Origin of the sequence: Streptococcus sp. Marseille-Q5855 (assembly GCF_946901985.1) — a bacterium.
GTDB lineage: Bacteria > Bacillota > Bacilli > Lactobacillales > Streptococcaceae > Streptococcus.
The window spans coordinates 16,864-35,785 of sequence record NZ_CAMPPR010000002.1; the positions used below are offsets into that span (position 1 = coordinate 16,864).

Genomic DNA, 18,922 nt, shown 5'->3' on the forward strand with positions numbered 1-18,922 from the left:
CCTACCACCTCAACTTTCTGAACCTCTGTAGCTGACTCGTAAAGTCCAACAAGACACTTTCAGCACGTCTGGCAAGGTCTGACTTAGCCAATTCGACACGAGTATCTCCAACGGAAATATTCTTGCCTTGGACAGCTTGGTCAGGATTACAAACAACATAAACCATCTGCATGGCCACAAATCGCAACTCTAAAGGAAAATCCTCACGATTACAGTAGTTAAGAATGTTCTGCATGACTTCATCGACCACTAACTCTTCTGGATAGCCTAAATAACGTTGTTCGTACAAGTCAATCAAGGCTTGTCTAGCATCTTCGTTATGCTGTTGAATTTCTTCAAGTGTCATCTTCTCCATCAGCAGAAACACCCTCCTTATTTCTCTTCTTCGTCTTTCTTGCTCGTTTTCTTAGCTTTCACTTTTTCAAGTTCGGCAAGAGCTTGGTCACGTTCAGCAACTACTGCTTGATACTCCTGAATGGTATAGGTACGTCCGCTGGTTGCTGGCTCTACGACGACATATTCGCCATCTTTGATTTTTACCACATCGTAGCCATCTTCCAGGAAGGTTGCTTTTTCTAGTTCATCGATATCTAGGACACGATTTTCTTTCTTTACTGTTATCATTTTCTATCCTCCTCTTTAAGGTGCGACAACAAAGGCTAGACCTTCATGTTTAGTCTGGAATAGCAATACATCATCGTAAGATTGTTCGTAATACAAGTAGTTACCGCTTGAAGAAGCACTTGGTGCGTCAAGTCCTACAAATTCATATTTTTGTGGCGCTGCCATACATGGAATATGAATCAAGAAGAAATGGATTTGTTTAGCAGTTGGGTCAACTTTAGCGCCATTTGTGAAGTTGTACAAGGTCTTCATGCGGTCAGATGGAATAGCTGGTTCAATCGTCACATCGTCCAAACGACCGATAGAACGGTCAATCACCGTGCCTTGACCGTGGATATTGACTGTACGACCAAAGTCCTTGATGTTTTTGATCATACGTTTAACTGCTGGTGTACAGAAAATAACACGACCTTCTGCTGGTACTCCAGCTTCGTCCATTTGTTCCATCAACTCATCGAAGGTTGCAAGGAAGTTTTCCTCAGTCAAATTCAAGGACTTAATTTGTTTACTTTCTGTATCAAGTGCTTTCTTACGGGAGAACAATTTAGATACCATGAATTTATCCATTTCTGGAACTTTTTCAGTATCGTTGAATGTCTTAGTAATGTTAGCAATGGAAGTAACATAGTTAGTTTCATCAACATCTGATGGGTCTACTAGTGTTGACCAATAACGCTCATTAGTCAATGTGTATGTTTCCCATTGGTTTTCATAGTTAGCGTCAATATTCGTAATCGTGCGACGTGTACGGTCCTTGCGCCCTTCTTTAATCAAAAGACGCGGCACTTTCACTTCTTTAGCTCCTGTAAATTTCAAAAGCGTGTTTGATGGAGAGTCCCAAAGTTTGTTAGTGAATAACAGTCCGTTTTCACTATAACGATTTTGCAAACCTTGTTGGTAAGCCTGTGCATAGTTCAATGTTGCTGGCATATCTGTTCCTCTTTTCTATTTTTTGATTATAGATCTGACGTAAACGCATTGATCATCTGCGTTGTCAGGTCGTTAGCAACTGTTTCTTCTTGTGTTGCCCCTTGTGGCTTAGCACCAGCGATATGTGGTTCTACAGCCTTTTCTGGAGCAAATAAAAAGCCTTTAGATTCCTTCAAAGCCGTTAACTGTTCATCCAATCCAGTCACCGCTCCGTTGTCACCTAATCCCAATTTAGACTTGTCTAGTAGACTAGACACGATTCCAGCGTCATGAACCTTACCGCTCAAGTGCATTTCAATAGCATGATCTAACTGCATTGTCTTGAGTTGTTGTTCATGTTCCTTCTGTTTTGTCTTGTACTTGCTGTCCAAGTCTGAGTATTTTTGTTGTAGTTCAGCATTGCCTTCAGCGTCTTGTTTGAGCTGTTTCATGTCCTTATCACGCTCTCTCAACTGGTCTTGCAAGCCCTTGGCATTATCTTCTGCAGCAGATACCTTTGCTTGTAGGTCCTGTGTTGATTTCCCGTGTTCGGACATAACTGCTTCAACTTGTTCCTCAGTCAATCCTAACTGTTCCAAAAATTTACGATTCATTTCTTTTCCTCCTGTACGTTTGTTTAACGTGGCAACGACCACGACATTTTGGTAAAGTAAAAAAGCCTTTTAACGCCATGCCCAGGGCGAAAGACACTAGTCGATTTGAACTAATTTAGCAATTCGATTATGTAAGTCTCTGATTTTTCGCTGTTCTTCTATGTGTAGCACTAGCTTTGTTGTAATGACGGTTACAGCAATTGTTAGTGCTATTTTTGTATACATCCTCAAGGTAATACCTCCAATATATAAATTTAACCGTACGGGATTCCATACGGTTAGAGCATAAGAAAACCGCCTCGATTTCGATGCGGTTAGATTATTTATTTTTCAATTGTTTCAGTTTCTTTATGTATTCAATTCCGACTTTTAGAGTTGAAATGACTGCTGAGATTACTTCGAATAATTTAATTATTACGAACAAAATTAATGCAAAAAATATAATCCAACCTAGTAAAATTGATACCAAATCCCATATAAACATGTCTTTATTCCTCTACTTTTTCGTATGTTTCTTTAAAAATGTCAGGTTTGCATGGATAAAATTCACCTTGCACACCTTTGATGATATAATCTCCTGTTTTTGCGATCATAACCCCCTCAAGTGTTTTGATCTCACACCATGCTGGATTTTTATTCCACTTGCCATTATCGTGAACGATAATCTCATTCCTTGTTACTGCGTCCCAGAACCAATCCTCTTCAATCAAGCAACGTTCGTTGAGTTGGACGGCCTTGATTACTACAGGCTTCTTTCTGTATTTCATTTCCTACCTCCTTTCAAAGCATAATAAAAGCACTTAGATTTCTCTAGGTGCTTAATAATATAATTGCAACAATGTGTCAAAATCATCTTCGAAAACATTTTGACTATTTTGTTTTATTTGGTCGATGATTTTATTTTTTGTCTCTCTATCCAAAGGTAATGTTTCAAAGGCTTCTTCTTTTACTAAGAATTCACCATTTTCTCCCTGGAATTCTTTTGTAATTTTTCTAATCTGGCTCTCGAAATCGATAGATTGAAGCGCTTCTTCGTCAATGTTATCTTCAATTGCATCTAGCAACAAACTAATTGAAATTTTAATCATCTTTAAGCACTCCTAACTTACTACGGTTATAAACAACTGTATACAACCCATCATTATGCATCGCTTTAAAACCATCGTAACCATGTAGGACAGCGAAAACATCTGCATTAGAGTCATTTATTCCTATTTGACTCATCAAAAAATAGTAATATTCATATAATTCATTATCATCGTCTAAATTTTTCAACCAAGTATGCTTTTCTTTTTTGTAAAGTTCATCAGTTAAAAATTTAAAATCAGAAGGGTCATAAAAAGCTTTGATTAGTAGTGGATTTGTTCCTTTACTAGCATATCTCTCAGCAACGAAACGACTTCCGAAGTACAAACCTCGACCATGTGCAGATTTTACTCTACCGCTTAGGTCTAGTTTTCCGTTTCTGAAATTATCCATTAAAGTTTTTGAATTTATTTCTCCAGATTTGCTATCACTTACACCACGGTATATGGTCTCTAATACAACAATATCGTTGTCATTAAGAATATTCGGTTTCCTATCATAGCCAACTCGTTTATATAAAAATCTTATAAATTTAGACTTCTCATCATCATACGGTTTGGAACGATCTATCAATTTTTTATTTGCGAATAATTCTAAAATATTTTTACCAGTTTCTTTTTCGTACTCTTCCGAAACTGCCTTCAATCTTTTAGATATGTTTAATATTCTTTCTTTGTCACCTATATTATCCTCCGTTAATGGGTAAAAGTCAAATTTTTTTATATTTCCCTTCGATTTCTCAACGTTCTCCTTTTCTCCGTCTTTCGCAAACAGTTTTTCTTTAATCGCTTCCCCTTCGCGCTCCCAACCTGCGAAGATTTCGTCCAGAGAACGCTTCTCTTTTGCCATTTTTACAGGGGCGTTATTTAGTAATATATCGAGATACGGGCTAATCTGTTCTGCTTCTTCTGTCCTATCAGTCTTATCAGTCTTGCCTTTCTTATCAGATTTAACTGCAGGCCTGATAGTAGAACGGCAACGGACATGGAATGGCGGTGCGGTTCGACCTGGTTTATATTCCTTAACAGAATGAACCTCGTGATTTTCTAACCTGCAAATCTCACTTGTACGACTGTCTAATACCGCTACGATTTCGTAGTGGTCACCGCCCAACTCCTTGATGGTATCTAGCGTCGCGAGGTTATTATAAAAGGTCGTCTCAGTCCTGACAAGCGTATCTGCTCGATGATAGGCGACTCCTGTGCGTTCAGAAAGAGCTCTAGCCATTCTATCAATAGACCAGCCTCCTGTTAGGCCTTTATTCAGGACATCACTGATTGCCTTATAAGCAACTTCTTTATGAACCCAAACATTTTCAGAAAAGGTTTTACCACTCCAATTGCTAGCCATCTTATGCTTAACTGCATCGACACCCAATATTGGTTTCTCTATGATTCCAAAATGTGCCAAGTTCTTAGCTTGATGGATTTTACCCTTGATGTAGACGTCACTCAGAGCCTCTGTGACCTTGTCATGTATGCCGTCTGGCTTTCCGTATAGTTCAGCTGTTAGACGCTCAATTTCGGCAAGCAAAGCCTCCTTGCGACTAATACGATGGCGATAGCTCAAAGCGTCCAACAAAGGTGTCGGTGTGTCAGGATTTAAGGCCATCTCACGGAATCTTTCAAGGGTTACATGCTTAAACTCTCTGCGCTCTTTATCTGTCAGATATTGCTTGGCCTCTGCGTGAGTCATTTTATTATCAACTGCATACCTGGCATAGAACTTCTCAATCTCAGAAACCAGCTGGTGTTTATAATCTGCTAAAGATTGGCCAATCTGGGCCATATACCTATCAGCAACTATCTGAGCGTTTTGTTCCTGTTGTAAAGCACGCTCAGTCCAATACTCATCTATCTTTTTCTTGTCCTTGGTCGTCATGATCTTCATCTACCTTTTTGAAATTGGTCTGAGAGTATGGATCTTGTCCTTGTTCCTGTTGTTCTTTCAATCGTTTCTCAACCTCTGGTTGATACCATGGATGTTGTTCACGAATGCTTAGATCGTCTAAGATGCCGATTGAGTTTACACAATCTTGAATAGCTTCAGACTCATTTGAAATGATGTCACGATTAAAGACATAAGTAAATTTAGATGAGTCAAACGCTACTCCTTTATTTGTGGCGTATTGTTCTACAAACCAAAGGAATTGCTTAATACCTTTTTGGAACTCATTTTCCAGCTCATTACAATCCAAATCAAGGTCTGTATAGCGCCATTTAAGAGCCTGACCACTCGCATTACCTAGATTATCATCTTGGGTATCAATGGCTCGTGCAGCCTCATACAAGAACTTACGAGAGCGTTCGATATCCGCTTCAACTCCGCTGGTATCATTGTCTGCTTGCAAGGTATCTACACCACCATCGCTAGAAACTTTGATAGAGCGGAACTTATTCAGATTATTCATGAACTCGCCCAGGTCTGCACCTTGATAGTTTTTCAAAACATAAATCAGCTTCGGCATATCTGCCAACATATCAGCGTTAGTAGACATTTGAAGTTGAATGTTATCAATCAAAGACTTGGTTTGGACTAAAAGACCGTCCTCATACTCGTTGTAGCGGAATGGAATCAGAGGCACTTTCTCCCAAGTATAAGGAGTCCGTGTACCGTCTGCATTGACATAATAAAAATTTCCCTTGGTCTCCTTGGATAGTGGATTGAGTTCAAGGTGTGAACCTGTCCAAATATAATCTGTAATTCCTTGTTCATCGTAGTATTCTACAAATGTTTTGGTCTTCTTCACTCCGCTTTCGTAGACGGCTTGTTTGTAGACACGCACAAAGGCGGATAATTCCAAATGACGCTCATCTTTCCAAAAAGGGATAATCTGTTCACTTGGGATTTTAAACAAGCGTAGACGGCCGTTCTCGTCGTAATAAGGCAAGCCGTAGGCTATCCCTTTTATCACTGCTTCCTTACCGAGTGACTTAATCGTAGATAAAAGATCCTCGTCAAACACGCTATCTAAAAAATCTTGTGATTCTTCTCCCTCTAGCGAGATGGTAGGTTGTTTAGAAAACAAATACCCGACCTTCTGGTCTACCAGCTTCTTAAATAAACCTAATTCAATCCTTGAGTTCGTCCGCCAATCAACATCTACTTTCTTATTTCGAATATCCGTGCGATTTCGATAGTAGTTGTAAGCCTCTTTCATCGTGCTTACTTTCTCAGATGCCTGATGTTCTCTTATCTCAATCTCTAGTATTTCATTTTGGGTTGTATTCTTAATCAACAACCGCCTGATTAACCATTTAAACCAATTACTCAACATTTCTCCTTCTCCTACCAGAATGATATTCCTGGCTGTCTCATATCGTCTTCAAACGCATATCTTGTAGCGTCGATTGTGTGGTCGTTTACTTCTTCTAGCTTGGGTTTGGGATTTCCATCACGGTCAACTGCATAGTCGGCACTTTCGAACTCTCTTGCGATATTCGGTGTGCGTTCTGGATCTATCACAATCGCATCCAAATCATCCAACCAGCGTTCTCCATACTCACGACTATCAGGACCTTTCTTAGCGCCTTGAACAAGCGGAATATTCAACTGCAGTTTTAACTCATCAATCGACTTAGGTTCTGCGCTATCACAAGTTATCATCTGAGATTGATAGCCTTTCTCACGGATTCTTTCAGCCAACTCACGGTTGCTAATCTTCACGCCATAAATCTCATCGATAGCATAGATAACTCGCTTCTTCTTGTCATAATGCCATCTCACAAAAGCCAAAGGGTCATTGGCATATCCAAAGTCGTTACCTTGCCGAATGTTATCAAACCTTGCTATCTCATCGTCTGTAATCTTGCGGAATACCAGATTTTCAAACGGTGCTACACCCGAACCGATAGCCTCCCCCAGATACTCCCAACGGTAACGCTTCTCTGAACGCTCTCTCGTGGCCTCTGCTTCTTCTATAAACTCTTTAGCGATAAAAGGGTTATCTTTGTATGTCGAATGGTGTACGTGGGTGTTAGGAGGCTGTATAACGCTCTCATATTTCTTATTCACCCAAGACTGCTTTCTTTTTGGAGGATTGTAAGAGTAAAAGAACTTATAAAAAAGACCATCAGCCAATTCTCCACGTAGGAGTGAGTTGGTGATTGTCTTTACTTCATCTTCAGTTTTAAACTCAGCTAACTCCTCAATCCAGCCTATCGCAAACGGAAAGCGACTGTCTTTCAAGGATTTAATACGCTCTGGATCTTGTGCACCACGGAAGATAATATAATTTCCTCTTGGGATATAGGTTATCTTCAAAGGGGATTTATTAATCTTAAATAAATGACTGACCCCTTGCTTACTAATCGCCCATTTCAATTGCTCGTAAACCGACTGTTCTAATGTGTTATCTGTCTTACGAATACACACCGCATTGACTGGATAGCGCATAATCAATTGAACAATAACGTGTCCGATGTCGCTGGACTTGCCAGAACCACGGCCACCCTTTTCAACCACATGTAAGATTTTATGGTCAAATGCTGCACGCCACATAGAGTAAAAAGCCTTTGGGATAAACTCACTCATTCTACGCTTCATTGCTGATTCCTATATCATCAACGAATTGAACAGCCGAAGACATCTCGATTTCTTTTCTCTCTAAATACGCGCCATTCACTCTGAATATGTGGTCTATAGAGCGTTGTCTTTCTTCAATCGTCGGAGTAAATTCATAAGTCGTTTCCGATACCTCCACACCTTCAGCAGTCTTTACAGTTTTTTTAGAATACCCTTGTTGAGTTTCTCCTCTAGCAATACTAGCAGAGATTGCCAAGGCTTCTACGATTGACATTGAACGCTCGTCAAAAAGTTCTTCAGTACGTTTTTTAATGTATTCAGAAATCTCAACATTTTTCAACAATCTTTGTCCTATGCTATATGCCGTTTTCTCTGAGTACCCCACCTTAATTGCAGATTGTGTTGCGTTTCTACTGATGATGTACTCATCAGCGAAGTGTTTCTGTTTATCGTTCATTTTCCATCACCACCTTTCAAAAAATCAAAAAAAGCCACACGATGTGTGACCTTTTCAAGACCTCTCACTGCGAATTAAAATCGCAATTGGAACGACAGGACTCGAACCTGTGACATCTTAATTCCCTAAACAGGACTTAATCCGTCTACCATATATCCATTAGCTAGCATGAGACTACTGCTTTAAACGAGTGACTTTGGATAACTTATAGTTTATTACCTTGTCCACAAATATTCCTACTTGTATCACTCATGCACGATTGGTTAGACCAATCACTCCTTACATCGCAAACTACTAAGCCATTTTTCAATTAACGAAGACCCCGCTAAAAGTCTAAGCTGCTTTACTCTTTGACTTTACTCTTATCCTTGCGAGACTTGAGTAGGCAATCTAATTGCCGAAGTACACTTTCGTTTGTGACGGGCGATGACTTTTGCTTTTTTTGAGTTTTTTCTATCTTGAATAGCTTTTAAAATATAAAAATCATCTTTCATCTATCACAGACACGCATCGCCATGTGTTTCATTCTCTTTTGAAGAACAAAATGCACAGCGCCTGCTTGTTATCGATTGTTTTGCGGACAATCAACTCACCTTACATACTTTTGGGAGGCGCCCAATTTTTGTAAGATATAGTATTAAGCTCTTGTTGCACCTCGAACCAAATACCTCTTTCCTCTTATAGACTCGTTTCACAGCCAAACTGCCACGTTTGCATTTCCTCAGCACCTTGCCGTTGGAATCTCCCTGCTTTAACTTCGCCCACCTATTCCAAAATTGAAATAGTTAAGATTAAATTGCTTAGATTGACCATTTCTGGCAGGATGTTTGATAGATTTAAAAACATCCTTTTCCTGAGTTACCACAGATTATCTAGGCTAAGCCCTAAAAATGCAAGACGACTACAACCTTGCGTGTGTATTAAATTTTGACTTCATTTTTATTTTTTGTAGTCTTTACAACCTCTGAGGGAATCAAACCCTCTAGCTTATAACTTACCTAGGATATAAGTAGCTACGCAACCATGCGAGGTTCGGTCACTTCTGCAACCATTTTTAAGTTAATGAGTGATATATGAATGCTAAGCCTACTGCCTACCCCATTCTGGGACACAAACACTCAAATGACAGCAGCTGGAATCGAACCAACTGGTCTAGCAGTAAAACGCACGCTTGGTAAAAATTTTAAAGGAGACCCAAACAACCTGCTAACCTATCCTTACTGTCTAAGAGGCCGAAACCTCTGTATTTTTAGGAGTCCTCATGACTGTTCGTTGCCAATCATTGGATAATACTATTTTAGCACGTTAAAATTGATAATTACTCTTGACTTACTCCGCTCTTACTCCAGAATTACAACTTGTTCACCATTTCGATATAGCTCTGCAAATGCCAGTAGAGCCTTTCCAAGAATTTCATAATATGAACTTTCTGAGATTGCAAGCTCATTATATACTGTTTCATCTTTTTTAGGATACCATACAAGGTACTTCTCGTATATGATTTTACGATAGTAAGGATCATGTAAATTACTAACTGCCTGCTCAATAGCATCTATCTCTAACTCTGCATCAACTTTTCGAATTGCCAGTTTCTCCACTTGACTAGTTGCATTATTCCCAGGACACCGAGGCGTAAAAGAGTACGTAGTTGTCACCTTCTGACCATCTGTATCATTCGCTACACGACGCCAATGAGGATATCCTTCTAATACTTTCTTGGCGTTTTCTTTTGTTTTGACTTCGTTTATTTCTGGAAAGAAAGGCATCGCTCACCTCGTTTCTATTTTAACTAATGTTTTAAATTATTTTCCCATCAAAAACTAGTGTTATTGTATTGGTTTGTTTATGTTGTCTGTCATGTTAAGTCCTCCTCATAAAAATCATATCATTCAAATTCCTCCAAGCGAAATTGTTACTTTGATTTCTAAACTCTCGCTTTTTGTAAGGAATATGATGTTTATTCAAGTAGTAATATACCTGATTGTAATGTAGTCCTAATTTTTGTGCGATATCTTTTACAGCTATACCTTGATTGGCTAGCGAAACTACATCTTTGTGAAATATAGTCAAGTCTAAAATTTTTCGTTTCCCTAATTTTCGGATACGGTCTCGAATGGCTTTCTCACTACGTCCTAAGATACGAGCCAAGGTCTTGTACGAAAAGCGTTGGTAGTATTTCAGGATATAGCTATCATCTGCGTCTGACCATTTGGGCTGAAATTGCAAGTTAGGATTGTATTTCTGGAGTTTGGCTAATTTTGACCGAACTGCTTGGTAACTTCTATCCAAAAACTTGCAAGCCTGTGTTAAATCATGCTCTTCTCTGGACAAGACGTACCACTCCAGATAATCAACCTCGTCTTCCGTCCATCTACGTCCTGCCATAATGTTTATACGCTCCATGTAAATAATAAGTGCCATCTTTTCTCTTGTTGATGTAATACGTATATTGCCCATCTGGACTAGCGTAGGAAATCTGTTTCTCTCCTGCCCAGATACCATTGTCACGCATCATATGGCAATTCTCCATAATCCATTCTACGTCAGGCATCTAGTAACTCCTTGTTTTCGTACACATTCCCAACGACCTCACAATCAGCATGTCGTAGCCACAATTCACATCCGTATTGTTTAGATTCAAGACGATAGGCTCCTCCATAATGCCTTACAACCTCGTAATAAGTCGGTTCAGAATAGACATCCTTAGACATTTTGACTATATCGCCATCAAAGATAATATTGCCATCCCTATCAACCATATCTGTTGATTGCATGATGACTAGATTATCAACAAAAACATAATCTGGAGGGCACATGACATCCTCCTGTTCAACCACTACAACTTGCCCACTTTCTGTTATTGAGAAAGTGTCTTTAAACATCTCTTTATTTGTGGTATCCCACGCTCTAAATTTTGGAATCATGTTAAATCCTCCTAAGCATTAACAACTGGAAAATGAATATCACCAATCACTAAAGAGCCTACGCTGTAATAATAGCCGTTATGCTCTGCTTCACAATTGGCAATAGCTACAGGGTTCTGATTATGGAAGATAGTTACTTTGTTTTTATAACCAGTTCCCCAATGGTCGGGGATTTCTTCCGGTTCTCCAATTTCAACATTAGTAATCACAGCGTCAAGTAATACATCTTGGAACTCCCCACCTGCTGAGGCACAGCAATCACTTTCAGACATTTCAATAGTGACCTTTGTGCCGTCTTCAAGCAGCAAAAAGTCCTTATCCCATTTCACAATACGCTTAAAGAGCAACAATTCTTTAAGTTCTTCCAACGACCCGTACCTTGCATTTTTCCAATCAGGCTCATAATAGTCTGGTAGTTTAATAGTTTCTGTCATAGTAACACCTCATCCCCAACTTTCACTTTCTCATACACGTCCTTCGTAACCACGAACACACCGTAGTCACGAATGGTTATCGTGTACAGCTTGCCGTGTCGTCCTTTCTCGACGACTTTACCAAATATCTCAGCGCCTACGTTATCCGCCTTGTAGATAACCAACGGCTTCTTCTCTTCCAAATCTCGAATCCTGTCCATCTGCCAGATGTTTAGTCCAGCGGACAATAATATCCAGATAGCTATGAATCGTTTCAATCTGTGACCTCCTCAACAGTGAATTTAATTCGATGACTTCCAATGTTGAAGAAATTATCAACACCTATTTTCTTTTCACTTGATACAATTTTCATTGCAGCTTCCATCACTTTTTTGCCAAATAAAAATTGATTTTCATAAAAACGTTTTTGAACTTCATCTAATTTTTGGTAAGGCGATATGTAGTTTTGTTCAACCGCCATTTCTTCTTCAAATCTCTTCTTTTCATCATCAGGAGAAAATGAATGATTGTAGATTTCTGGAAAGTTAAGCTCTTTTAACTTTTCTAACCCTCTCATCATCTCTGAATAAGCATTTCTTTCTTTTGCGTGTTTCTTATAATTTACAACGCCTGGTTGTTGTTTAGCTAAAAATTTAATTTCTGCATTGGAAAGATTGTACTTGACACACATCTGGACATCTATCCAAAAAACATCTGCGTCTCCTCTATGCCAATTAAAATCATTTCTTTCTAAATCTAATAGCAAATCAACGACTTCTTGGCCACGGCTGCTTTCTATCAATTCGTTGTCAACAGGTTTAGTTGCCATAACCTCGGCAATCCAGCCTAGCCAAACACTGTCTTCCATCACTCCACCTCCTCAATCTCAATACCTGGACAATCGAACACCCAGCCGAATCCAGCTTCTTCTAGTTCTTTACGGGTGTGGGAATATATAGCATTGTCTAAACTAAGGCTTTTTGTAAAGTAATACCTTTCCAAAAGTTCTCCATAAACCAACATATTTTCTTTAATATTCCCTTTAATCTTAACCCGATACCGCCTCTCTTCCTCGACCTCGTAGCCGTTAAGCCATGCACGAGCAAATGTTTCTTGGTTGTTTTTATCCTCAAGCCATTCCCTGATTTCTTTTTTTCCAAATAAATAATCCATCGCTTGAAACAAATCCCAGTCACCAGTTTTTTTGAAATACTCAATTTTTTCCGCCACAAACTGCGGTACTTTGACTTTTTCTGGTTCGTCTAGTTGTTTCAAGTCTTTTAGAACGCTTTTTAGAATAGTTTTTCCGCTAACAATACCTACAAGACATTCAACCGCTTCGTATTTCTCAATCAATTCCTGCTTATTCATCTTTCAACTCCTCTACTTTCTGCCTTAATTCTTTATTCTTTTTCTTCAACAAATCGCGCTCCAGCTCTCTAATGCGTCTTTTCCGTTCATCGCACGGCTTCGAATACTCGATTATCTTCTCTTCGTTTTGCTCGATTGTGCGTTTCAATCCGTCAATCACAATCTGTTTATCGTACTTCATCTTCTAAAAATCTTTCAATAGCTTCTCTGTAGGAGACTTTCGCCAAGCCGTCTAAGTCGTTCAGTGCTTCAATATAGTCTGGACGACCTTGCCCGTACTGCTCTTTCAAAAATTCAACAAAGAGATGAATTTCCTGATAGGTTACTCCAATCATATTTCTATCCTCCTATCAAATCCCATCCACTATCCTCTGCAATATCTCGTGATATTCGTAAATCTCCAGCTCAATCCTATAATTCTTATTTCCAGACTTGCCACCGTGCATAAACTCAGTCGATACTATCACATTGTAGTTATCATCTGTCCAAATATTAGCGTCCGTCAAACCGTCAAACAAAGCCTTGCTTGTAGGCGACCAGTTCGGTGGGTCATACTTCCGATTTGTCGGAGGATATATCCGAACCTTAACCTTGCAAGGCTTGTCCTCGCTGTAAGGCAACCCAAAGTAATCTCTCAGTACATTCTTGCCCTCGTATTCGGCCAACTGCCGTAAAAACTTAGTGATTTTAGACTTTTGATGAAAGTGCGGTCTATCATTTGAGTTAATCATCTGCTTTCTGTTTAACTCAAATTTAAGAATCAATCTTTCCTGCATTCAACCTCCCTAGCCATCTAGCTTTTTCCACGCTTGCTATTGCAAGAATGTCATTAGCTAAATCAAAAGCTGTGTACCAATCCAGAATTCCTAACAAGTCCTTGTGCTCCTTTAGTTCATCAACTAAGCTTTCCAATCGTTCCAATGGGTTACTTTCATACCCCAACAGATATCCAACGCTTACCTCGAAGTAGTCAGCTAGTTGCTGGGCTTTTTCTGGTTTAATTTGGCTTTCTCCGTTTTCCCAGCGTGATAGAGTCTTTTCTGATATGCTCATTTCTTTTGCTATTTCCTTTTGAGTTAGCTTTTTTTCTTGTCTTAATTCTTTTAGTCTGTTCATCAAAACACCTCATTCAGTTTCATAATCTCCTCTCTGCCATACTTCCTACCAAAATCCCACGCCTGCCAAATTGTGAGCAAGGCAAGCGTGAGTGAAATTCTTTGCGCCATTCATCCAAGGTCACACGACCGTTTTTTTGACGCATTTTCTAGTTCGCAGTTTTACAAGAATGCACGGCTTGTTGGTTTTTGAGTTGTTTCCCAAATGGAAATAGTTGGTTTTTGATTATTTTTCCCCTCTTAAAAGGGCAATAATTGAATGATAATAAAATCTTCCGATATTTTTTCAACATCACAAACATAGGCATTAAGTAAGGATTCCTCAGTTTTGTATGTTGTTTGGTTTTCAACACTTTCATTCCAACAAATAAATCGAGGTTTGAGACCAGGCCATCCAGAACGACCAAATAACGCAATACATTCCTCTTTGTTTTGATGTATAGCGAATGTAATACCATGTGGGCAGCCTGTGTCATGAGTTTCTAGTATATCTTTTACTTGTTTACTCATACTTACCACCCACATTGCTCATTGAGTTCAGCCTGAGTCAATGGCTCAATACGTTGATAACCGCTGACTTGATAGTTCTTTTTAAAATCAAATCCGAGTTGACTTAGACCAGCCTTGAAACGGTCTTTTTCGGCTGTGTCTACAAAATACACCTCTAAAGTCATTTTTTGAGTATATCGTTTTAGGTTGTTTTCAGCCCCTCTAAGAGCGTTAGGCTCATTTTGGGGGATTTGCTCACCGTCCAAGTTTTCGCCTGTCTCTGGGTCAAAACTTGGGGTCTCCGTTGATTTTGGAACTTGTTCCTGCTGTTTAGTTTGTTGAGCTGCTAAAAGCTCCTGATTATCTCGCTCTGCTCGTTCTTGAGTCTGCCTGAGCTCTTCCTTTTGCTTTTCAAATTCATAGTCAGCTTTGATTTGTTCAAAGACCCCAGCAAGAGTCAAGTCTTTCAGCTGTCTAATGTAAGGTGAGTCAGTCATGCCATACTCAGCACATAACCCTGAAATAGCTGACTTAGCCTTTTCAAATTCTTGCTGTCTCTGAAACTCAAATGTGACCATGTCGTCAAGTGATTTCATTGTGGCTTTTTTAAGCGTCACGCCGTCAGCCATGAAATCGCTAGCCTTGACATACTCAAGGGCCTTTTCATCAAATAGGCGAGGGTCCAGCATGTACTCAGCTGATTTGTTGGCTATGTAACTCTTAACCGTATCTATTTTTAGTTGTCTTTGATGTTCTTCAATTTCCTTGATACCTTTATCAAATTCACTAACTACGGTTGCAAATGGTTCAATAATTGACTTTGCATAACTATCCCATGTGTTAGCTGTCTCTGATAGCAAGTTTTTAGTGTCGATACGGATACGATTTTTAGACTCAATTAGCTTATTAAATTCAGCTCGCTTTGCCTTGTCATCTTTGAGAGTACTAGCTGTAGGAATATAGTCCTTGTACTTTTCAGTAGCCTCTATGAGGTCTTTTTCAAAAGACTCTCTAGTAAGCTCATCCGTTGTAATCATTTCATAAATTTTATTGATTTTCTTATCATCAATAACCTGTAATTCTTGCATGTTGTCCTCCTAATATTCAAGTTCACCGTCTAGCAACTCGCCCTGGATTGTCTCCTCAGTTTGAGCAGGTTCGGGATTTGCATGATTTGCCTCTTGCTCTTTGTTAAATTGCTCAATCTGAGCCATCTTGCGTGCCACGACATCCTCACGGCTCTCTTGAGGCGTGACATCTTTGATACGGTCAAATGTTTCTCCGCCGTCATCCTCTGTGTACATATTGCCTAAATCCTCAGGAAAAGCCTCTCTAAGAGCATTTACCAGAGCCGTCTTTCTAATCATGGTAGCCGGCATAGAGTTCCAGGTGCTTTGTTTCTTGTCATATTCCTCTCGGCTAACGAAAATCTCCACCGGTACCTTGAAATTTTTACGGTACACTCTTGCCCATCCGCCTATCAATGTGTCTCCTGGGAGCATGATTGCCCCTTTGCGTTCGTGTATAACACCCTCGCTATCTACCGCCACTACTCCAGCCTCAAATCCCTCATAGTCTTTACATTGAGCGGCACGTTTCAAGAAAGCCTCTTTAGAGACAATCAAACTGAACTCTGTGCCTCCATTACGATTTTTGTAAGCCACAATGTAGACCTCGTTAGCAAATGGGTTAAGATTGCGACCTTTACATAAGGCTAGAGCCTGACCTATTTGTTTTTCAGTCAACAGGTTTTGTGGGTCAAAATACTTTTTGATGTCTGCTCCGGTCAGTAAACTTGGGTCAATAGTAATATCACGTTTTGTCTGCGTTGCTAATTGATTATTTGTCATTTTCTTCCTTTCGTCTTCTTCAAATTCCAATTTTCACGCTTTAAGCGTCGATTTTCGTTTTGCAATTTCAAAATAATGTCCTGTTGGTCGTTGATGATTTGCCCCAGCTCTCGGCCAAGATGAATATACTCAGCTCGCCAGTTGTCGATTTCTGCAAGTAATTCCTCAATCATACTTCATCACCCACATATCGATACTGCCCACATCCAACATAGATGTATTGGCTAGGGTCAAGTTCTTCTTGCTCCTCAGGCGGTTGCATTATATCTCTGTCATAATCAAACATGAGCATACACCTTTCCAAGTTCCAGCACTCGTTTCACATATCTGGCCTTGGATGTTAGTCCAAGATCCAGCAATTCGTTTTTTTCTTCATGATTGGCCAAAAGCCATACACGGTTTTCAAGTTCAATTCTAGTCATCAGCGTCTCCTTTGCTCTATCCCAAATACTTTGCATGGCGTGCTCTTCGTGGTTCTGGCAAGGCTAGTGGCTCAGGGCGCAATCCTACAGGCGGTTCATTGTCGTAGGTAAAGCCTTTGAACTCCCGACGGATATTCTTGCGGATTTGTTCTCTTTCAATTTCACGACCCATTTCAAGCAATTCATTACAAGCTCTAACCACTTGCGTGTCATATTCTTCTTGCAAACGTCTTTCTTCCTCTTCCTGTTTCTCCATCTGATGAACTAGGATTCCTGCGCTGATAAATCCTAAAATCACTGCGCCAGTTCCTAATAATTGGCTAACTAATGGTGGTTCAAACATTTTTATCTCCTTACGCTCTTAATTTTCGTACTTCTTTCTCTAATTCCAAAATTTCATAAACATCATTGATATCATACATAATATCTTTTCCTTGCTTACGAAATCTTAATCCTTTGCGTTCTAACTTCTTAACATAGGCATGATTAAAGCCAAACTTCTTCATCAAAGCCTGTTGATTAATTGGCATGCGGTCATTCTCTAACTGCTCCTTGACCTGCTTTTCAGCAAAAGCCAACAATTGATTGGTGAACAATTCAGCACTTTCACCGTCCAATCGTAATTGTAACGTTATACCTTCCATTTTTTACATCCTCTCAACTATGCGGGCAAGCATTTTTGTGATATAATGATTTTGATTATTTTAGTATGCGCCTGATTACCGTCAGGTGCTTTTTTGTTTAAAAAGTCTTGCTTTCCATTGCCCTGAGTTCAATCTCATGGCTGACTTGTCTCAATAGCTTCTCACACGCTATTTTAGCTTCTCTGTACGTTGTGTTTTCGCTGATGAAGTAATCAGCAAGTTCAATAATTTTATCTTCCATTCAACCTCCTATATCAGTCTCAAGACCGATGAAATATCCTCCTACTGCTCCTTTCTGTCTCTAATCTCCATTTCTGCTATAATATAAGCAGAAAGGAGGTGATTTTATGAAATCCTTTAAAGATTTTCGAGAATCTTTAACAGCTGAAGATATGCAAGATATTGCTGCTAAAGCTAATGAAGCTACTAAACAGATTGACCATACCGACGGATTGCAACTTGGGATGGTCAGTAGTTTAACTTCTGCAATAACTACTATTGAGTTACTTGAGAAGTATCATGAATGGCTTCATAGCTAAGACGCTTGAATTTTTCTAAGTCTATCTGAAAATTGATAGGCTTTTTTCTTTTCCCACTATACGGATATCGTCTTGGTCTCATTCCGTTTCTCCTTTGAATTTATTTTTTCTACCCTCTCTTTTATTTATTTAGAGGAGTAGGACTGGTTGTCTTTTAATATTTATTGTTATTTAATACTTGTTGTTATTTAATACTTATTAGTGCCTTATTTTACTGATTTGTAAAATACAGATTTGTAAAATACAGATTTGTAAAATACAGATTTGTAAAATACAGATTTGTAAAATAAGGAAATGTAACTGCTAACCTGTGGATAACTTTTCTAAAGCCTCCTCTAAACTCTGTTGCATCATCTCAAATTGAAAATCAGTTATTTTTGTATCTGAGAAGAATCTGAAAGTCTGAACTCCTCGCCCTCTGCCGAGACTTTTTTTAAAAGTTCTGAGATAACCTGCCTTCTCTATCTTTTTGAAATGCCTATCTACCATATCCCGACTCACTCCTAAGCGCTTTGCGATTTCTTCTGGATAGACCAGCCAGTTCTCTTTATTGCTGAGGACGACCATCAAGATACCGATAGAAGCAGGCTCTAGGTTCGAATCTTTGAGAAAATCATTGCTGACAGAAGTGTAATCATTAACTGGATTTTTGAAAGATGAGCTGAGCTTCCAAGTTCTTAAAATCTAACATGATTTCTCCTTCCTAATCCTCAAATACCAAGCGTTTTCTGGTGACTGTTTCCGTCTCTATGCGGACGTTTTTCAGTCCGTTTTTAAAGATATAATCCGCCGCTTGACTGATTGGTATTCCGCTTCCTTGAGCTAGCTCATATAAATCCTCAAATAGTTCATCTGAGATTGCGACCGTGCGAACTCCACGGCTACTCTTTTTTGCTGGTCTCCCTTTACCTGGTTGCATCTTTACTATCTCCTTCTCTAAA

Annotated in this window: 32 protein-coding genes and 1 pseudogene; 1 reads left to right on the top strand and 32 read right to left on the bottom strand. The window is 39.3% G+C overall.

All coding sequences use genetic code 11. The features are described from left to right. Position 1: 1 nt before the first annotated feature. The 31 genes and pseudogenes from OC529_RS02380 to OC529_RS02530 all read right to left on the bottom strand — a co-directional run bounded on the left by OC529_RS02380 (position 2) and on the right by OC529_RS02530 (position 17,683). A complete protein-coding gene (locus tag OC529_RS02380; RefSeq protein WP_173214032.1) occupies positions 2–355 on the bottom strand; it encodes a hypothetical protein in 354 nt (117 codons plus the stop codon). Positions 356–372: 17 nt separating this feature from the next. Then, on the bottom strand, positions 373–624 hold the full coding sequence (locus OC529_RS02385; RefSeq protein ID WP_173214030.1) for a hypothetical protein: 252 nt from the start codon (positions 622–624) through the stop codon (positions 373–375). A 15-nt stretch (positions 625–639) separates the two neighbouring features. After that, the gene (locus OC529_RS02390) at positions 640–1,554 is read right to left on the bottom strand and encodes a capsid protein (RefSeq protein ID WP_173214028.1); all 915 of its coding nucleotides are present in this window, start codon (positions 1,552–1,554) and stop codon (positions 640–642) included. A gap of 26 nt (positions 1,555–1,580) precedes the next feature. Then, the gene (locus OC529_RS02395; RefSeq protein ID WP_262081392.1) at positions 1,581–2,147 is read right to left on the bottom strand and encodes a phage scaffolding protein; all 567 of its coding nucleotides are present in this window, start codon (positions 2,145–2,147) and stop codon (positions 1,581–1,583) included. Between the two features lie 488 nt (positions 2,148–2,635). Continuing rightward, positions 2,636–2,914, bottom strand: a complete 279-nt coding sequence (locus tag OC529_RS02400) for a hypothetical protein (RefSeq protein ID WP_262081393.1) — start codon at positions 2,912–2,914, stop codon at positions 2,636–2,638. A gap of 51 nt (positions 2,915–2,965) precedes the next feature. Beyond that, the gene (locus OC529_RS02405; RefSeq protein WP_262081394.1) at positions 2,966–3,235 is read right to left on the bottom strand and encodes a hypothetical protein; all 270 of its coding nucleotides are present in this window, start codon (positions 3,233–3,235) and stop codon (positions 2,966–2,968) included. Continuing rightward, the gene (locus tag OC529_RS02410) at positions 3,228–5,114 is read right to left on the bottom strand and encodes a minor capsid protein (RefSeq protein ID WP_262081395.1); all 1,887 of its coding nucleotides are present in this window, start codon (positions 5,112–5,114) and stop codon (positions 3,228–3,230) included. The genes OC529_RS02405 and OC529_RS02410 overlap by 8 nt, the downstream gene beginning before the upstream one ends. Beyond that, the gene (locus tag OC529_RS02415) at positions 5,083–6,510 is read right to left on the bottom strand and encodes a phage portal protein (RefSeq protein WP_262081396.1); all 1,428 of its coding nucleotides are present in this window, start codon (positions 6,508–6,510) and stop codon (positions 5,083–5,085) included. Before OC529_RS02415 ends, OC529_RS02410 begins: the two co-directional genes overlap by 32 nt. Positions 6,511–6,521: 11 nt before the next feature. Continuing rightward, positions 6,522–7,778: a PBSX family phage terminase large subunit gene (locus OC529_RS02420; protein WP_262081397.1), complete on the bottom strand. Its 1,257-nt coding sequence runs from the start codon at positions 7,776–7,778 to the stop codon at positions 6,522–6,524. Beyond that, positions 7,768–8,214, bottom strand: a complete 447-nt coding sequence (locus OC529_RS02425) for a terminase small subunit (RefSeq protein ID WP_262081398.1) — start codon at positions 8,212–8,214, stop codon at positions 7,768–7,770. Before OC529_RS02425 ends, OC529_RS02420 begins: the two co-directional genes overlap by 11 nt. 1,340 nt (positions 8,215–9,554) lie before the next feature. Further along, complete coding sequence (locus OC529_RS02430) at positions 9,555–9,980, bottom strand: ArpU family phage packaging/lysis transcriptional regulator (RefSeq protein ID WP_173214009.1); 426 nt, start codon at positions 9,978–9,980, stop codon at positions 9,555–9,557. Between the two features lie 94 nt (positions 9,981–10,074). Next, positions 10,075–10,635 carry an Lrp/AsnC family transcriptional regulator gene (locus OC529_RS02435; protein WP_175879924.1) on the bottom strand — a complete coding sequence of 187 codons (561 nt, stop codon included), beginning with the start codon at positions 10,633–10,635 and terminating at the stop codon, positions 10,075–10,077. Beyond that, the gene (locus OC529_RS02440) at positions 10,586–10,765 is read right to left on the bottom strand and encodes a hypothetical protein (RefSeq protein ID WP_160109930.1); all 180 of its coding nucleotides are present in this window, start codon (positions 10,763–10,765) and stop codon (positions 10,586–10,588) included. The genes OC529_RS02435 and OC529_RS02440 overlap by 50 nt, the downstream gene beginning before the upstream one ends. Continuing rightward, a complete protein-coding gene (locus tag OC529_RS02445) occupies positions 10,758–11,138 on the bottom strand; it encodes a YopX family protein (RefSeq protein WP_262081399.1) in 381 nt (126 codons plus the stop codon). Before OC529_RS02445 ends, OC529_RS02440 begins: the two co-directional genes overlap by 8 nt. 11 nt (positions 11,139–11,149) lie before the next feature. After that, positions 11,150–11,572, bottom strand: a complete 423-nt coding sequence (locus OC529_RS02450; protein WP_262081400.1) for a hypothetical protein — start codon at positions 11,570–11,572, stop codon at positions 11,150–11,152. Further along, entirely contained in the window at positions 11,569–11,829 is a 261-nt protein-coding gene (locus OC529_RS02455; RefSeq protein WP_262081401.1) for a DUF1372 family protein, read from the bottom strand. The genes OC529_RS02450 and OC529_RS02455 overlap by 4 nt, the downstream gene beginning before the upstream one ends. Beyond that, positions 11,826–12,419 carry a hypothetical protein gene (locus tag OC529_RS02460; RefSeq protein ID WP_262081402.1) on the bottom strand — a complete coding sequence of 198 codons (594 nt, stop codon included), beginning with the start codon at positions 12,417–12,419 and terminating at the stop codon, positions 11,826–11,828. The genes OC529_RS02455 and OC529_RS02460 overlap by 4 nt, the downstream gene beginning before the upstream one ends. Further along, positions 12,419–12,922: a DUF1642 domain-containing protein gene (locus OC529_RS02465; protein ID WP_262081403.1), complete on the bottom strand. Its 504-nt coding sequence runs from the start codon at positions 12,920–12,922 to the stop codon at positions 12,419–12,421. The genes OC529_RS02460 and OC529_RS02465 overlap by 1 nt, the downstream gene beginning before the upstream one ends. Continuing rightward, positions 12,915–13,103, bottom strand: coding sequence for a hypothetical protein (locus OC529_RS02470; protein WP_262081404.1), 189 nt, complete (start codon positions 13,101–13,103; stop codon positions 12,915–12,917). The genes OC529_RS02465 and OC529_RS02470 overlap by 8 nt, the downstream gene beginning before the upstream one ends. Beyond that, positions 13,090–13,257, bottom strand: a complete 168-nt coding sequence (locus OC529_RS02475) for a hypothetical protein (RefSeq protein WP_262081405.1) — start codon at positions 13,255–13,257, stop codon at positions 13,090–13,092. The genes OC529_RS02470 and OC529_RS02475 overlap by 14 nt, the downstream gene beginning before the upstream one ends. Before the next feature lie 15 nt (positions 13,258–13,272). Beyond that, the gene (locus OC529_RS02480) at positions 13,273–13,698 is read right to left on the bottom strand and encodes a hypothetical protein (protein WP_262081406.1); all 426 of its coding nucleotides are present in this window, start codon (positions 13,696–13,698) and stop codon (positions 13,273–13,275) included. A 148-nt stretch (positions 13,699–13,846) separates the two neighbouring features. Then, a pseudogene (locus OC529_RS02485) lies at positions 13,847–14,038 on the bottom strand (helix-turn-helix domain-containing protein); the annotation flags it as partial. A 19-nt stretch (positions 14,039–14,057) separates the two neighbouring features. Further along, the gene (locus OC529_RS02490) at positions 14,058–14,183 is read right to left on the bottom strand and encodes a hypothetical protein (RefSeq protein ID WP_262081407.1); all 126 of its coding nucleotides are present in this window, start codon (positions 14,181–14,183) and stop codon (positions 14,058–14,060) included. 94 nt (positions 14,184–14,277) lie between these two features. Next, positions 14,278–14,547: a hypothetical protein gene (locus OC529_RS02495; protein ID WP_262081408.1), complete on the bottom strand. Its 270-nt coding sequence runs from the start codon at positions 14,545–14,547 to the stop codon at positions 14,278–14,280. 2 nt (positions 14,548–14,549) lie between these two features. Next, entirely contained in the window at positions 14,550–15,614 is a 1,065-nt protein-coding gene (locus OC529_RS02500) for a DUF1351 domain-containing protein (RefSeq protein WP_262081409.1), read from the bottom strand. A 9-nt stretch (positions 15,615–15,623) separates the two neighbouring features. Next, positions 15,624–16,376, bottom strand: a complete 753-nt coding sequence (gene bet, locus OC529_RS02505) for a phage recombination protein Bet (protein ID WP_262081410.1) — start codon at positions 16,374–16,376, stop codon at positions 15,624–15,626. Beyond that, positions 16,373–16,549, bottom strand: a complete 177-nt coding sequence (locus OC529_RS02510) for a hypothetical protein (RefSeq protein WP_262081411.1) — start codon at positions 16,547–16,549, stop codon at positions 16,373–16,375. Before OC529_RS02510 ends, bet begins: the two co-directional genes overlap by 4 nt. A 105-nt stretch (positions 16,550–16,654) precedes the next feature. Further along, entirely contained in the window at positions 16,655–16,798 is a 144-nt protein-coding gene (locus OC529_RS02515) for a hypothetical protein (protein WP_000196747.1), read from the bottom strand. Between the two features lie 16 nt (positions 16,799–16,814). Next, entirely contained in the window at positions 16,815–17,141 is a 327-nt protein-coding gene (locus tag OC529_RS02520) for a hypothetical protein (RefSeq protein WP_262081412.1), read from the bottom strand. Positions 17,142–17,151: 10 nt separating this feature from the next. Beyond that, a complete protein-coding gene (locus OC529_RS02525; protein WP_261091258.1) occupies positions 17,152–17,442 on the bottom strand; it encodes a hypothetical protein in 291 nt (96 codons plus the stop codon). 97 nt (positions 17,443–17,539) lie between these two features. Beyond that, the gene (locus OC529_RS02530; RefSeq protein ID WP_173275407.1) at positions 17,540–17,683 is read right to left on the bottom strand and encodes a hypothetical protein; all 144 of its coding nucleotides are present in this window, start codon (positions 17,681–17,683) and stop codon (positions 17,540–17,542) included. Between the two features lie 106 nt (positions 17,684–17,789). On the opposite strand from OC529_RS02530, the gene OC529_RS02535 reads away from it, so the two are divergent. Then, positions 17,790–17,981: a hypothetical protein gene (locus OC529_RS02535; RefSeq protein WP_125458557.1), complete on the top strand. Its 192-nt coding sequence runs from the start codon at positions 17,790–17,792 to the stop codon at positions 17,979–17,981. A 703-nt stretch (positions 17,982–18,684) separates the two neighbouring features. Here OC529_RS02535 and OC529_RS02545 read toward each other — a convergent pair. After that, the gene (locus tag OC529_RS02545; RefSeq protein ID WP_061438988.1) at positions 18,685–18,900 is read right to left on the bottom strand and encodes a hypothetical protein; all 216 of its coding nucleotides are present in this window, start codon (positions 18,898–18,900) and stop codon (positions 18,685–18,687) included. Between the last annotated feature and the right edge of the window lie 22 nt (positions 18,901–18,922).

Bases quoted from the DNA above. Each gene is read 5' to 3' on its own strand.
- OC529_RS02380 (WP_173214032.1), bottom strand. From the start codon at position 355: ATGGAGAAGATGACACTTGAAGAAATTCAACAGCATAACGAAGATGCT.
- OC529_RS02385 (WP_173214030.1), bottom strand. From the start codon at position 624: ATGATAACAGTAAAGAAAGAAAATCGTGTCCTAGATATCGATGAACTA.
- OC529_RS02390 (WP_173214028.1), bottom strand. From the start codon at position 1,554: ATGCCAGCAACATTGAACTATGCACAGGCTTACCAACAAGGTTTGCAA.
- OC529_RS02395 (WP_262081392.1), bottom strand. From the start codon at position 2,147: ATGAATCGTAAATTTTTGGAACAGTTAGGATTGACTGAGGAACAAGTT.
- OC529_RS02400 (WP_262081393.1), bottom strand. From the start codon at position 2,914: ATGAAATACAGAAAGAAGCCTGTAGTAATCAAGGCCGTCCAACTCAAC.
- OC529_RS02405 (WP_262081394.1), bottom strand. From the start codon at position 3,235: ATGATTAAAATTTCAATTAGTTTGTTGCTAGATGCAATTGAAGATAAC.
- OC529_RS02410 (WP_262081395.1), bottom strand. From the start codon at position 5,114: ATGACGACCAAGGACAAGAAAAAGATAGATGAGTATTGGACTGAGCGT.
- OC529_RS02415 (WP_262081396.1), bottom strand. From the start codon at position 6,510: ATGTTGAGTAATTGGTTTAAATGGTTAATCAGGCGGTTGTTGATTAAG.
- OC529_RS02420 (WP_262081397.1), bottom strand. From the start codon at position 7,778: ATGAAGCGTAGAATGAGTGAGTTTATCCCAAAGGCTTTTTACTCTATG.
- OC529_RS02425 (WP_262081398.1), bottom strand. From the start codon at position 8,214: ATGAACGATAAACAGAAACACTTCGCTGATGAGTACATCATCAGTAGA.
- OC529_RS02430 (WP_173214009.1), bottom strand. From the start codon at position 9,980: ATGCCTTTCTTTCCAGAAATAAACGAAGTCAAAACAAAAGAAAACGCC.
- OC529_RS02435 (WP_175879924.1), bottom strand. From the start codon at position 10,635: ATGGCACTTATTATTTACATGGAGCGTATAAACATTATGGCAGGACGT.
- OC529_RS02440 (WP_160109930.1), bottom strand. From the start codon at position 10,765: ATGCCTGACGTAGAATGGATTATGGAGAATTGCCATATGATGCGTGAC.
- OC529_RS02445 (WP_262081399.1), bottom strand. From the start codon at position 11,138: ATGATTCCAAAATTTAGAGCGTGGGATACCACAAATAAAGAGATGTTT.
- OC529_RS02450 (WP_262081400.1), bottom strand. From the start codon at position 11,572: ATGACAGAAACTATTAAACTACCAGACTATTATGAGCCTGATTGGAAA.
- OC529_RS02460 (WP_262081402.1), bottom strand. From the start codon at position 12,419: ATGGAAGACAGTGTTTGGCTAGGCTGGATTGCCGAGGTTATGGCAACT.
- OC529_RS02465 (WP_262081403.1), bottom strand. From the start codon at position 12,922: ATGAATAAGCAGGAATTGATTGAGAAATACGAAGCGGTTGAATGTCTT.
- OC529_RS02470 (WP_262081404.1), bottom strand. From the start codon at position 13,103: ATGAAGTACGATAAACAGATTGTGATTGACGGATTGAAACGCACAATC.
- OC529_RS02475 (WP_262081405.1), bottom strand. From the start codon at position 13,257: ATGATTGGAGTAACCTATCAGGAAATTCATCTCTTTGTTGAATTTTTG.
- OC529_RS02480 (WP_262081406.1), bottom strand. From the start codon at position 13,698: ATGCAGGAAAGATTGATTCTTAAATTTGAGTTAAACAGAAAGCAGATG.
- OC529_RS02490 (WP_262081407.1), bottom strand. From the start codon at position 14,183: ATGCGTCAAAAAAACGGTCGTGTGACCTTGGATGAATGGCGCAAAGAA.
- OC529_RS02495 (WP_262081408.1), bottom strand. From the start codon at position 14,547: ATGAGTAAACAAGTAAAAGATATACTAGAAACTCATGACACAGGCTGC.
- OC529_RS02500 (WP_262081409.1), bottom strand. From the start codon at position 15,614: ATGCAAGAATTACAGGTTATTGATGATAAGAAAATCAATAAAATTTAT.
- bet (WP_262081410.1), bottom strand. From the start codon at position 16,376: ATGACAAATAATCAATTAGCAACGCAGACAAAACGTGATATTACTATT.
- OC529_RS02510 (WP_262081411.1), bottom strand. From the start codon at position 16,549: ATGATTGAGGAATTACTTGCAGAAATCGACAACTGGCGAGCTGAGTAT.
- OC529_RS02515 (WP_000196747.1), bottom strand. From the start codon at position 16,798: ATGACTAGAATTGAACTTGAAAACCGTGTATGGCTTTTGGCCAATCAT.
- OC529_RS02520 (WP_262081412.1), bottom strand. From the start codon at position 17,141: ATGTTTGAACCACCATTAGTTAGCCAATTATTAGGAACTGGCGCAGTG.
- OC529_RS02525 (WP_261091258.1), bottom strand. From the start codon at position 17,442: ATGGAAGGTATAACGTTACAATTACGATTGGACGGTGAAAGTGCTGAA.
- OC529_RS02530 (WP_173275407.1), bottom strand. From the start codon at position 17,683: ATGGAAGATAAAATTATTGAACTTGCTGATTACTTCATCAGCGAAAAC.
- OC529_RS02535 (WP_125458557.1), top strand. From the start codon at position 17,790: ATGAAATCCTTTAAAGATTTTCGAGAATCTTTAACAGCTGAAGATATG.
- OC529_RS02545 (WP_061438988.1), bottom strand. From the start codon at position 18,900: ATGCAACCAGGTAAAGGGAGACCAGCAAAAAAGAGTAGCCGTGGAGTT.